This window comes from Bacillus sp. FG16 (assembly GCF_057809515.1).
In genome coordinates this window covers 1-12,191 of sequence record NZ_JBMDKC010000133.1, presented here as the reverse complement: position 1 = coordinate 12,191, position 12,191 = coordinate 1, and the positions used below count along the sequence as shown (strand labels likewise).

At 35.6% G+C, this 12,191-nt stretch carries 17 protein-coding genes; 13 read left to right on the top strand and 4 right to left on the bottom strand.

Going from position 1 to position 12,191, the window contains the following annotated elements; all coding sequences use genetic code 11:
- Window positions 1–86 precede the first annotated feature (86 nt).
- Entirely contained in the window at window positions 87–452 is a 366-nt protein-coding gene (locus ACODS7_RS28820) for a YugN family protein (protein ID WP_016080460.1), read from the bottom strand.
- A gap of 204 nt (window positions 453–656) precedes the next feature.
- On the opposite strand from ACODS7_RS28820, the gene ACODS7_RS28815 reads away from it, so the two are divergent.
- From ACODS7_RS28815 to ACODS7_RS28790, 6 genes are all read left to right on the top strand, one after another.
- A complete protein-coding gene (locus ACODS7_RS28815; protein WP_029443145.1) occupies window positions 657–1,691 on the top strand; it encodes a CAP domain-containing protein in 1,035 nt (344 codons plus the stop codon).
- Between the two features lie 186 nt (window positions 1,692–1,877).
- On the top strand, window positions 1,878–2,315 hold the full coding sequence (locus ACODS7_RS28810) for a YlbD family protein (RefSeq protein WP_001143346.1): 438 nt from the start codon (window positions 1,878–1,880) through the stop codon (window positions 2,313–2,315).
- Window positions 2,316–2,326: 11 nt separating this feature from the next.
- Entirely contained in the window at window positions 2,327–2,572 is a 246-nt protein-coding gene (locus ACODS7_RS28805) for a YlbE-like family protein (RefSeq protein WP_001200990.1), read from the top strand.
- 76 nt (window positions 2,573–2,648) lie between these two features.
- Window positions 2,649–3,221: a histidine phosphatase family protein gene (locus ACODS7_RS28800; protein WP_029443144.1), complete on the top strand. Its 573-nt coding sequence runs from the start codon at window positions 2,649–2,651 to the stop codon at window positions 3,219–3,221.
- Between the two features lie 114 nt (window positions 3,222–3,335).
- Entirely contained in the window at window positions 3,336–3,788 is a 453-nt protein-coding gene (locus ACODS7_RS28795; protein ID WP_000634366.1) for a YlbF/YmcA family competence regulator, read from the top strand.
- Between the two features lie 126 nt (window positions 3,789–3,914).
- Window positions 3,915–4,181 carry a YlbG family protein gene (locus ACODS7_RS28790; protein WP_002082261.1) on the top strand — a complete coding sequence of 89 codons (267 nt, stop codon included), beginning with the start codon at window positions 3,915–3,917 and terminating at the stop codon, window positions 4,179–4,181.
- Between the two features lie 54 nt (window positions 4,182–4,235).
- Here the strand turns inward: ACODS7_RS28790 and ACODS7_RS28785 are convergent, their stop codons facing one another.
- On the bottom strand, window positions 4,236–4,625 hold the full coding sequence (locus tag ACODS7_RS28785) for a DUF7147 family protein (protein WP_029443143.1): 390 nt from the start codon (window positions 4,623–4,625) through the stop codon (window positions 4,236–4,238).
- 498 nt (window positions 4,626–5,123) lie between these two features.
- On the opposite strand from ACODS7_RS28785, the gene rsmD reads away from it, so the two are divergent.
- Both rsmD and coaD read left to right on the top strand, forming a co-directional pair.
- Window positions 5,124–5,690: a 16S rRNA (guanine(966)-N(2))-methyltransferase RsmD gene (gene rsmD, locus ACODS7_RS28780; protein WP_016080465.1), complete on the top strand. Its 567-nt coding sequence runs from the start codon at window positions 5,124–5,126 to the stop codon at window positions 5,688–5,690.
- Window positions 5,687–6,178, top strand: coding sequence for a pantetheine-phosphate adenylyltransferase (gene coaD, locus ACODS7_RS28775; RefSeq protein ID WP_000200601.1), 492 nt, complete (start codon window positions 5,687–5,689; stop codon window positions 6,176–6,178). The genes rsmD and coaD overlap by 4 nt, the downstream gene beginning before the upstream one ends.
- Here coaD and ylbJ read toward each other — a convergent pair.
- Window positions 6,170–7,399, bottom strand: coding sequence for a sporulation integral membrane protein YlbJ (ylbJ, locus tag ACODS7_RS28770; RefSeq protein ID WP_224980661.1), 1,230 nt, complete (start codon window positions 7,397–7,399; stop codon window positions 6,170–6,172). The two genes, coaD and ylbJ, sit on opposite strands and share 9 nt — an antisense overlap.
- 113 nt (window positions 7,400–7,512) lie before the next feature.
- Between ylbJ and ACODS7_RS28765 the strand changes: the two genes are divergently transcribed.
- Both ACODS7_RS28765 and ACODS7_RS28760 read left to right on the top strand, forming a co-directional pair.
- Complete coding sequence (locus ACODS7_RS28765) at window positions 7,513–8,304, top strand: patatin-like phospholipase family protein (protein ID WP_000662588.1); 792 nt, start codon at window positions 7,513–7,515, stop codon at window positions 8,302–8,304.
- On the top strand, window positions 8,297–9,334 hold the full coding sequence (locus tag ACODS7_RS28760) for a SepM family pheromone-processing serine protease (protein ID WP_243169255.1): 1,038 nt from the start codon (window positions 8,297–8,299) through the stop codon (window positions 9,332–9,334). The genes ACODS7_RS28765 and ACODS7_RS28760 overlap by 8 nt, the downstream gene beginning before the upstream one ends.
- A 9-nt stretch (window positions 9,335–9,343) precedes the next feature.
- Here the strand turns inward: ACODS7_RS28760 and ACODS7_RS28755 are convergent, their stop codons facing one another.
- On the bottom strand, window positions 9,344–10,525 hold the full coding sequence (locus ACODS7_RS28755) for a nucleotidyltransferase (protein WP_029443140.1): 1,182 nt from the start codon (window positions 10,523–10,525) through the stop codon (window positions 9,344–9,346).
- Window positions 10,526–10,738: 213 nt separating this feature from the next.
- Between ACODS7_RS28755 and ACODS7_RS28750 the strand changes: the two genes are divergently transcribed.
- The 3 genes from ACODS7_RS28750 to ACODS7_RS28740 all read left to right on the top strand — a co-directional run bounded on the left by ACODS7_RS28750 (window position 10,739) and on the right by ACODS7_RS28740 (window position 12,114).
- Window positions 10,739–11,239: a YceD family protein gene (locus tag ACODS7_RS28750; RefSeq protein WP_000872146.1), complete on the top strand. Its 501-nt coding sequence runs from the start codon at window positions 10,739–10,741 to the stop codon at window positions 11,237–11,239.
- A 61-nt stretch (window positions 11,240–11,300) separates the two neighbouring features.
- Window positions 11,301–11,474: a 50S ribosomal protein L32 gene (gene rpmF / locus ACODS7_RS28745; RefSeq protein WP_001984764.1), complete on the top strand. Its 174-nt coding sequence runs from the start codon at window positions 11,301–11,303 to the stop codon at window positions 11,472–11,474.
- Window positions 11,475–11,607: 133 nt separating this feature from the next.
- Entirely contained in the window at window positions 11,608–12,114 is a 507-nt protein-coding gene (locus ACODS7_RS28740) for an RsfA family transcriptional regulator (protein WP_000246469.1), read from the top strand.
- Window positions 12,115–12,191 lie beyond the last annotated feature (77 nt).

The following is a 12,191-nucleotide window of genomic DNA, read 5'->3' as shown; positions in this document are numbered from 1 at the left end:
CAAAATGATTCCAGAATGTTGGGAACCCCTAAAGGGTTTCCCAACACTCTGAAAACAAGCGCATCATATTGATGCGCTTGTTTTTGTTAATCAATAATTTGAAATTCTTTTAACTCTTTTTCGACATTTTGTAGGAGTTGTTCGCTTTTTTGAAGTACGTTCGTTGGGAAAGTCTCATCATCACCATATTCAACGCCATGAGGATAATAATGTTTTCCTAATAAGGGAGGGAGTAGTTTTACTTCAGCGTGTCTGCTGCCGATATCACCTTCAACAGCAACTCCTTGCACTCGTAAATAATAAACATCTTTTAATATTTCAAATTTATAATCGTATGTAACCCGTTCATAATCCCACTGTCCAGCAAGTACGAAGTGGTTGTTTTCCATGATTTCAGTTAAAAGAGTTAATTCAACGACGGATCCATTAAATTTCGTATTTGTAAATTGCATATAATACCTCCTTTTTTAATGTTACACCATTATTTTTATAATAGTATGAATAATAAGAAAGTGCAATTCATATTGAGAGAAAAGGGATAATCCAGACTTTTTTCACAAAAATATGATATAGTGAAAAGAGTACGGTACACACAAAAAGAAAGAAAATGATTTGTGTATATCTCAATTTTATGTTTTGTTCAGGAGGTATATCGTTTGAAGAAATTATTGCGTATCGTAATGATTACAATTTTAATTTTAGCTGTTGATTTATACGGGAAATTACTCGTTTCACAATATATATTAACGCCATCTCAATCAAAGCAAGAAAATAAAATTGTGAAAAAGAAAAAGCAAATTAAGGAAGACTCCTCAGACACTGTTTTAAATATGATTGGTGAAGACTCTGAAAATTTATTAGCGAAGTGGGGAGAACCCTCTCGAATTGAGCCATCTGCATACGGATATGAATGGTGGGTATACAATCAGGATTTAACTCAGTATGTTCAATTTGGAGTTTCTGAACGTAAAGTTGTAACGGCGTATGCTGCTGGTGAACAAGTTAAGGTTCCGCCTTATTATATAAATGAAAAATATGAAGAAGTATATAAAAAAAGTCCGCTTTCGCATGAAATTTCATTAAAAAGAGGGAAAAATAGTTATCAATTTGAACTATCTGATACTGAAGTCATGGAACAACCGTTAATACCTGTAGAAGATGGATGGGCGCAATTGTATTTTGATCAATTTACACATGAGCTTGTTGGTGTTCGTTATATGGATGATGAAACTTTATTACATCAAAGACCGTATCAGCTCGTTTATTCAGGTGAATTAATAGCGGAACAACCATTGACTCCAGAAAAGATAAAACAAGTAGAAAATGGGAATATGCAACAAATTTTTGATTTAACAAATATCATTCGAAGTCGTCATAAATTACCATTATTAACATGGGATCAGGAAACAGCAGATGTTGCTGTTGGTCACAGTAAAGATATGAAAGACAATAATTATTTTTCTCATGACTCACCTACATTAGGTACGCTAGGAGATCGTTTACAGCGCGGGAAAGTAGGATTTCAACTTGCTGGTGAGAACATAGCGGCGCAACATAGTGATGGAATTGCGGCAGTGCAAGGCTGGTTAAATAGTGAGGGGCATAGAAAGAATTTATTAAATGAACAATTTACAGGATTAGGTGTTGGTGTATACGATAAATTTTATACACAAAATTTTATTCGAAAATAAAGCGAAACTGTAAGCGGTGGGGTGTTACATCACCTAATTAGTTACTTCGTATTCACTGAATTGTAGGTGGGAATCTGACCGTATGCAAATAGCAGAAAAAAAGGTGCATGAATCGTCTAAAAATAGGCGAACCATGCGCCTTTTTTTTCTTACTATATAGTAGATATACATGGAGAGGTGAGGATTATGCCAACAACAAAAGGACCGTTACATCCATCGGTTCAACAGTTTAAAGAATTTGTAAACCATCACCCTAAAATGGTTCATGAGGTTAGAAGTGGTCACAAAACTTGGCAACAATTTTATGAAGAATGGTACTTACTTGGTGAAGAAGATCCAATATGGGCAACTTATAGACCCGATGGAGCGCCTGCGTTTTCTTCGGTAAAAGAAAATAAGAAAGAAAAAGATAATCGAACTGAAGAGGAAAAAACTGCTGATGTGATGGGGCAAATGCTTTCTTTTTTTAAAAAGTTGGACGTGGAACAAATGCAGAACCATTTAGCCAATGTGACGAGTGCTATTGGGAGCGTGCAACAAGTTATTCAGCAATTTCAAGGTAACCGTACGCAGCAAGAACAAAGTACTTCAGAAAATAACCCGTTTTTCTTTCAAAAGGATTAGGGGGAAAGATGATGAGAGCAGAAATTATGGAGTTTATAAAGGCTGATGAGGATTTATCTCGCTATATTAGAGAGCAACCGTACTGGTATAGAAAATTAACGCGAAATCCTGAAGAAAAAGAGGCTTTTGAGTTAGCGGCGATGCAACATTTCAAAAAAACAATACCAGATAAAGTGGAAAAATTTCAAAATCAATTGGCCGTTGCTTCGATCATGATTGATATGTTTCAGTATATGAAGCAACAAAATGCAACCTAATTGGAAGTGAAAAATATGTCCGTCATGCAGAACTTTTGTTACAATAGAGGTTGATTATTTAAAAAGGAGTTGCAGCATGACGGAAATTTGTTTAGTACGACATGGACAAACTGATTGGAACTTTCAAGAAATTATTCAGGGGCGAGAAGATATTCCGCTTAATGAAGTTGGTAAGAAGCAAGCGAGTCAAAGTGCAGCTGCTTTACAAGAAGAAACGTGGGATATTATTATAAGTAGCCCGTTAATTAGAGCGCAAGAAACGGCTAATGAAATCGCAAAGGCAGCTGGATTACAATCGATTTTATTAGATGAGCGATTTGTTGAACGGAATTTTGGAGAAGCTTCAGGGAAGCCAGTTGCGGCTGTTAGAGAGTTGATTGCTGAGGGTAAAGTAGAAGGTATGGAGCAAGATGAAGAGATTGTAGCTCGTTGTTTTGCTGCTTTAGAAGATGTTGCAACAACTCATTTTGGCAAACGTATTATTATTGTTGCTCACTCACACGCGATAAAAGCGATTTTACATGCCATTGAACCAGATGAAATTACATTTAAGACACCATTAAAAAATGCGTGTATTAGTTATGTGAAACAAAATAGTGGGAAATGGGATGTTCTTAAATATAATATAGCGGAACATATTAATGTATAAGTGTGTACGGATATAGTGTGAAAATAGTTTCATTATATCTTTCTTTTGAGTAAGTCACTTCAATTAGTAGTTCTAATCTAAATGTGGTATGATGGATACTCGGAGGTGTCTCTCATGATTGTAGCGACGCTAGAAAGCGTATTAATATTAGATAAGGCAGAGCAGCTTGCAAAAGCGATTATCTGTTCAGATATAGCAGAAGATTATCGTAAGTATTATAGAGAATTACATGAAGATATGGAACTTCAGACGTTAATTCAGCAATTTACAGCGATGAAAGAACGGTATGAGGAAGTACAGCGTTTTGGAAAATACCATCCTGACTATACTACCGTGTCGATGAAAATGAGAGAATTAAAGCGTTCTGTGGACTTACATGATAAGGTTGCAGCTTTTAAAAGAGCAGAAACTGCTTTGCAGAAGTTATTAGACGAAGTTAGTGTAGCAATCGGTTCGGAAGTGTCTTCTTCCATTAAGGTGCCAACAGGAAATCCATTCTTTGATGCTGGTGGCTGTGGTGGAGGTTGTGGTACTGGCGGAGGTTGTGGTTGTAAAAAAACGGGGTGATGTACCCCGTTTTTTAGAAGTTGGAAGAAAACGTATACAGAGTTTGTCCTGTAATGTTATAAATTTCTGATTGGTTTTCATAGAATATAAAATATATGTTTTTAAAAGGAGAAGATGGAGAAGATTATGTTCGGGCAACGACAAAGTATGATTGTTTATTTACATTCATTGAAACATGCCAAGATTTTAAGGAAATATGGTAACATACATTACATATCAAAACGATTAAAATATGCTGTAGTATATTGTGACATGGAACAAATTGAGCATATGATGCATAAGTTGAACAAACTTCCTTTTGTGAAAAAGATAGAACAGTCGTATCGCCCGTATTTAAAAACGGAATTTGAAAATTCCCGTCCTGATCGAGCAAAAGAATACGATTATAGCTAATAGAAAAAATCCCCTGCTAAATTTAGTGGGGGATTTTTCATTTGAAATAAAGTGTTATTTCATCGGAGGAATGAAATTGTTCATTCGTAAAATACCAATTAAATGATTAAAAAATAGTTCTTTTTCTGGGAAAGTTGTAGATGGCTTTACAGTAAAGGTAGCCACTTTTTTCCCGAGTTGCGCTGCCGTTTCTTCAAATAAAACGACACGTTTACTTTTTTTATTTTCAAATACAGGAATGCCTTCACGACATATGTATAATGGTTGGAAATCACCAGTAGTAGTTGGTTTTAATATTACAACAAGCGAACACACTTTTTTATCGTTTTTTATCGTTTCAAATTGTAACATATGTGCTATACGTTCTTGATTTGTTTTGGCAATTTCAAGTAATTCATATAAATCAGAGTAGCCTTCTCCGAGTTCTATAAAGCGTTGAATCATATTTTTTCCTCCTCTTTCTTTTACTGTACCATTTCACTTTTTAAATGAAAAGCACACAAAGAAAAAAAACCCTGCATAGCAGGGCCCTTCTTATACTAGCATGTACTAGTAAGAAGGCAAAGGGAGAGGAGAAACCGGAGGAAGAACTTATGGGGAAACGTAAGTCTTCTCCGCGGTTGGCAACAACATCGAAGGTGATGTTGTTATAATTATTTATGTCCAATCTAAATGAAGATATACATAATGAAATTAAATTTTATGTAGGGCTTCTTATTTTTCTTTTTTTTATTTTATGATAGGATAAAAAAGATAAAGTGGAACTAATATACATATTGGATTCATATTAGTGAATGATGAGATGAATACATAAAAATAATGAGTGGTTATTTGATGCCGAGTTTTCCTATAGTTAAGTGAATGTGGTTTGTTAACGGTTACCGAAGTGAGAATGGCTTTCTATAATCGCTCGATAGATTGAAATAAAGGTAGTGACAACAGATGAGAGTAGTTTCAGGAAAATGTAAAGGACACCCACTTAAAGCGGTTCCTGGTAATACAACACGTCCAACGACAGATAAAGTAAAAGAATCTATTTTTAATATGATAGGTCCTTATTTTGATGGTGGTATCGCCCTTGATTTATTTGGGGGTAGTGGTGGTCTGGGAATTGAGGCTTTGAGCAGAGGGATCGATAAAGCAATTTTTGTTGATCGGGATAGTAAAGCGATAAAAGTAATTCATCAAAATTTAGAAAGTTGTAGAATACAGGAGCAAGCTGAAGTATATCGAAATGATGCGGAACGTGCAGTAAAGGCGCTTATAAAACGTGAAATGTCATTCGATCTTATATTAATAGATCCACCATATAAAGAGCAAAAAATTGTATCTTTAATTAGTGTAATGGATCAACATGGATTGCTACATAGTGATGGATTAATTATGGCAGAGCATGGTAATGATGTAGTTTTACCTGATTCCATAGGGGGGCTTGCCAAAGTGCGGGCTGAGAATTATGGTATTACAGCGATATCGATTTATAAGTATGAAGGTGAGGGGACGGAATGACAAGTATAGCTATTTCTTCAGGAAGTTTTGATCCAATTACCCTAGGGCATCTGGATATTATTAAAAGGGGAGCAAAAGTATTTGATGAGGTATATGTAGTTGTTTTAAACAATTCATCAAAAAAACCGTTCTTTTCAGTCGAAGAGCGCTTAGAATTAATTCGTGAAGCAACAAAGGATATCCCGAATGTGAAAGTAGATTCACATAGTGGATTATTGGTGGAGTATGCAAAAATGCGTAATGCAAACGCGATATTACGTGGTTTACGAGCGGTATCTGATTTTGAATACGAGATGCAAATCACTTCTATGAATCGAAAATTAGATGAAAACATTGAAACCTTCTTTATTATGACGAACAACCAATATTCATTTTTAAGCTCGAGTATTGTGAAAGAAGTTGCGAGATATGGAGGAAGTGTAGTAGATCTTGTGCCTCCTATTGTAGAGCGTGCTTTAAAAGAAAAGTTTCAAACCCCGTTAAAGTGAACGGGGTTTTTCTTTATACGTGCGAAAAAATAATAAAATAACATATAAATATAGACAAAATAATGTAAAAATTGGTCCGTAATGTATAAAAGATGTCCAAATTTCATGTAGTATAGAAGGATGCTTGGATAAAAATACAGGAATATCTTTTTGCATAGGTGAGAAAGAACTCACTTTCTCATAAAATGGTGTCCAAAATATAAATGTAAAAATAGGGGCAAGAATACTTTGAATAATTCGTGCGAAAAAATAGGGTTTAAATCGGATGTCTGTTTCAGCTAATATGCTAGCAACCTGTGCCTGAATAGAAAGACCGCTAAATGCTAAAATGAAGCTTGTTACCATAGCTTGTTGTAAGAGGGGTGTTTCATTTATTTGACTAATCATTTGGCTTCCGAGTGTCATTTCGAAAATACCTGATAATATAGGCATACTAAAATCTGTACTTAGTTGGAAGAATGATAAAATATGTTGCATAATAAAAGAAAGAGTTGCTGTAATGTGGAATACAGTAATCATTTTATTTAACACAGAGAATAAAATAATAAATCCGCCAATCATAAGTAATGTTTGAATAGAAGAAACAATAGCATCCCCAAGTAATTTTCCGATTGGTCTTTTTTCTTGTAAGCGTGTCTCGTGAAGAATTAAAAAAGGGTTTTGAAAGGGTCGTTTTTTTGTAGTGTGTTTATTATTTTTGTAAGCGGTATTATGGCCGTGAAAACGCATAATTAATCCGACAGCAAAGTTACTTAAATAATGGGCAGCCGCTAATATAATCCCTAATTTCGGATTATTAAAAAAACCGATAGACACAGCACCGAAAATAAAAAGTGGATTAGAAGAATTTGTGAAAGAAACGAGGCGTTCCGCTTCAATCTGAGTTAAAAGATTGCTTTTTCGTAGCCTAGCGCTTAATTTGGCGCCTGCAGGGAAACCTGAAGCCATTCCCATCGCCCAAACGAATCCACCTATCCCTGGAACGCGAAAAAGTGGGCGCATGAGTGGTTCTAATATAACGCCAATAAATTTTACAACACCGATACTAATTAGAAGTTCTGCAATGATGAAAAACGGTAGTAGTGAAGGGAATACAACTTCCCACCATATATTTAACCCGCGAATAGAAGCTTGCAAAGCGGCTTGGGGGTGGAGTACAAGAGAAAAGGTTAAAAATAGCGTTGATATGGTAAGGAAAGCGGTTTTCCATTTTTCATACATGTAAGTAAATCCCCCTTTGTCCCAAAAAACGTTCATTTCAGTATACGTGGATACGTAGTGAATTTAGACCATAAGTATGAAAAAGGAATGAAAAAAATTAAAGGGTGAGAAAAATGAAAGAACCAAAGATTGGTTTAGCACTTGGGTCTGGGGGAGCGAAAGGGTTTGCTCATATCGGTGTAATAAAGGTTTTAAGGGAAGCGGGTATCCCCATTCATATGATTGCAGGAAGTAGTATGGGGGCGCTAATAGGTACGTTTTATGCGGCAAGTAGTAACGTTGAAAGATTGTATAAATTGGCATCTGTTTTTAAGCGGAAGTATTATTTAGATTTCACCGTACCCAAAATGGGATTTATTGCTGGAAAACGTGTCAAAGATATGATTAAAATGTTTACATATAATAAAAATCTAGAAGAGTTAGATATCCCGACGGCTGTTGTGGCTACTGACATATTGAAGGGGGAAAAAGTGGTCTTTACAAGTGGGCCAGTTGCAGATGCGGTGAGGGCTAGTATATCTGTTCCTGGAGTGTTTGTACCAGAAAAAATAGATGGACGATTATTAGTGGATGGTGGAGTTATTGATCGCATCCCGGTATCGGTTGTAAAAGAATTAGGGGCCGATATTGTTATCGCTGTTGATGTGTCTCCAATTAAGGTGAATGGCGATGTTACGTCCATTTATGACGTAATCATGCAAAGTATTGAAATTATGCAGCATGAGCTTGTAATGAATCGGCAAATTGCATCGGATTTAATGATGCGACCAGCTGTAGAGCAATTTAGTTCACGTGCTTTTACAAACATTGAAGACATTATTCGAGTTGGAGAAGTAGAAGCGGAAAAACATATTTCAAATATTTATTTATTAATTGAGCAGTGGAAGGAGAAACATAATGTTTAAGCGTTTTCGGTTTATATATGCAATCTTAATAGGGGTTATATTGGCGATGTTACTTGTTTATGTGCGTTTACCGTATTATGTAACAAAACCAGGAATGGCTGCCAAATTAGAGCCTTACGTTCAAGTTGAGGGTGGAACGAAAGAATCTGGTGATTTTATGCTTGTTACGGTTTCAATGGGACCAGCAAATGTGGTGAATTTAATAGCGGCACAGTTTAATAAATATACACATATTTCAAAAGCGGGAGAAATATTGCAAAAAGGTGAGAGTGATGAAGAATATCAATTTCGCCAAAATTATGCGATGAAAGATTCACAAAATGCAGCAATTTATAATGCATATAAACGTGCGAATCGCTCCGTTTCTTTTGAAAATAAAGGTGTATTAGTTGCTGGTGTGGCAAAGGGAATGCCGTCAGAAGGAAAGCTTAAGCTTGGTGATGTTATTATAGCTGTTGACGGAAAAACATTTGAAAAAACGGAGCAATTTATTGAATATATGACTGGGAAAAAAGAAAGTGATGCTGTAAATATTGAGTACATGAGAAATGGAAAACAATTGAAAGAAAATTTAAATGTAAAGACGATTCCTAATGGAAATGGACGTGTGGGTATAGGTGTTTCTATCGTTACGGAGAGAGAATTAGTAGTCGATCCGAAAGTGAAAATTAATTCTCATGAAATTGGTGGACCATCCGCAGGTTTAATGTTCACATTAGAAATATATAATCAACTTGTGGAAGAAGACTTAACAAAAGGACATGAAATAGCTGGAACAGGTACGATAAATGAAAAAGGAGAAGTTGGTCCGATTGGTGGTATAAATCAAAAAGTGGTGGCTGCTAGCGATGCCGGGGCTGAAGTGTTCTTTGCGCCAAATGAAAAAGGTGCGGAGAAATCGAACTATAAAGATGCGCTTGAGACTGCAAAGGATATTAAAACAAAAATGAAAATTGTACCAGTGGATACGCTGGATGATGCATTAACATATTTAGAAAAGATGGATAAAGAAAAAACCTCTCTGAAATAGAGAGGTTTTTTATAGAAATTTTGTCGTTGTTTCATCATAGCGAATAGGATGGTGTGTTATGTCTTGTTTTAATAGTTGCGTGCGTAACGGTTCGTGCATGATGGAAAAATATACAGAGTTTGCTTTTTTCTCTATATCTAAAGCAGCATGGTCAAATGTTTTTGTATGAGTAAGGATTGGAAGTTCAATTTTTTTCTTGTTTTTTGAAAGGTAAGTTTGTCCTTTTTGTGACATGCCTAGCAGGCGGATATATGGTGCATGTTGTTCTATATTTGCGCTACGTATTTCCTCTTTTGTTGTGTTTGTTAAAATGTGTGTACAAGCTCTTTGTAATCTAGTCCATGTATAACGTTTTGTTTTTAATGCTTCCATGAATGAATAGAAGGAGGAACTGTTTTGTATTTTTGATAAAATACGATGCTCTAAACCTTCTTCTATTTCATATATATGTCGTAAGTCCCCTGGAGACATCGTCATGAGTTTATATTTAAAAAATGAAAAGTATTGTTCCCAATTATGTAATATCCCGTAGTTTTGTTTGTAATTTGCTAAAAGCGAAGCGTTTGCCTGTGGGAGAAAAGGTTCAATTGTTGTAAATGATCCTTCTTCGCTAAAGAGTTGTTTTCGAATGCTTGTCGCGCTTGCAATATGTTGGTCATTAAATGTTTCATCATGGTAATGAGAGGCGAATCTTTTTATAGTTTGAGCTTGTATAGAGCTATTTTGTGACAGAATTGCTTTAATGTATTGGAAGCCTAAAATATTATTTGGTTGTGACATATCTATGTTTTTTTCGGATGTTAAAATGTGTGCAAAAGCATCCGATGTTGCTTTTGCATAACTATTGCCAGCGTCCATGAATTGTTTTACAAGGCAGTTAAAAGTCTCTTCTTCGTTTTTTTGTACGGAGATGGTATTATAAAAATTTTCGATTTGTCCATCCTCACTACCGAAACAAATTTCAGAAACATGTAGGGCATTTAAAATGGAAATGGCACCATTTGCGAAGGTTTCAGCCTTTTGTGTTGCAAAGACGTATGGAAGCTCTACAACAAGGTCTACGCCGTTTGCTAAGGCCATTTTAGTGCGATACCATTTGGAAATGAGTGCGGGCTCACCACGCTGTAAAAAAGGACCACTCATAACGGCAATTATTATATCGGATTGTGTTAACTTTTTTGTCTCTTGCACATGATAAAGATGACCGTTATGAAAAGGGTTATATTCAACAACAATACCACTAGCTTTTATGGTAATCTCTCCTTTCGATGTAGCATCTTTTTGAAAAACGTGATACTCTATATATTATTTACTATGATGACTTCATTATAGTGTAAAGAAAAAACATTGACAAATATAAAATGGCTAGCTATAATTTTGTTTGTTGCCTTGAGGTGATATGATATGAAATGGTCCATCCATCAATTGAATAAATTGAGAAATAAAGGATTGACATTGGATGAGATGGTAGATGTAAGTGAGCTAAAAGAGGTCGAGAAAGATATTCGTGAAATTAATCCTGTTCATGTAACGGGAAGAGTTGATTTTGGCTCCGGTAAGTTTACGTTTCATCTACATATAACTGGAAGCATGGTTTTACCATGTTCTCGCTCTTTAGTAGATGTGACATTACCATTTGACATTAAAACAACTGAGGTGTTCCAAACTTCACAAGAAGAATTTGAAACTGAAGCTGAAATTCATTGTTTAGAAGGAGAAGTACTTGACTTACTGCCCGTAATCAAGGAAAATATACTTTTGGAGATTCCAATGCAAATTTTCAGTGATGATGTTTCTGGTGGAGCACCGACGCAAGGTCAAGACTGGCAAGTGATTTCGGAAGAAGACAAAGAAAAGACTGTTGATCCAAGATTGGCAGGACTTGCAAAGTTTTTTGACAAATAATCGGAAGACTGGTTCAGGCCTTCATATGAAAATAACTATTTCTTTTAAGGAGGTGGGAAGAATGGCTGTACCTTTTAGAAGAACTTCTAAAACAGTAAAAAGAAAGCGTCGTACGCATTTCAAATTATCAGTACCTGGTATGGTAGAGTGCCCAAGCTGTGGTGAAGCGAAATTAGCTCACCGTGTATGTAAAGCATGCGGTACTTACAAAGGTAAAGAAGTAATCAGCAAGTAATTGCGGGGAAATAAACGCAGAAGATATCTTCTGCGTTTATTTTTTTTTTTTGTCTTAATCTTTAGTTGTTGTATTCTATCTTTTCTAGTAACTGCATATGCTTAATAAAAAATGCATAGGGAGGACTAGAGAAATGGCGACAACAAGACAAGATGCTTGGACTGATGATGAAGATTTGCTTCTGGCAGAAGTAGTACTCCGGCATATTCGAGAAGGTGGAACACAACTTTCTGCCTTTAAGGAAGTGGGGAAAAATTTATCTCGTACACCAGCAGCATGTGGATTTAGATGGAATTCTTACGTAAGAAAGCAATATAAAGAACGTATTGAGGAAGCGAAGCAACTTCGTAAAGTAGAAAATTATGAAGTGAAAGAGACAAAGGTGTTAGAACCTACGTCAATTACGTTGAATGATGTTATTGATTTCTTGCAAAATTATAAAGATGAAAACTCTTTAACGGTGTTGCAACAACAAGTTGAATCATTACAAACAGAAAGAGAGCGTCTTCTGGAGCGATTATCAGTATATGAGGAAGAGTATAGAACATTGCTTGATTATATCGATCAAAAAAGAAGTGTAATGGTAGCGGAAAGAAACAATGCTCGCTCGACTGAGAAGTTAGAGAAGCTTAAGAAATAAAAAACAGCTGTTATACAGCTGTTTTTTTCAGAGTGTTGGGAAACCCTTTAGGGGTTCCCAACATTCTGGAATCATTT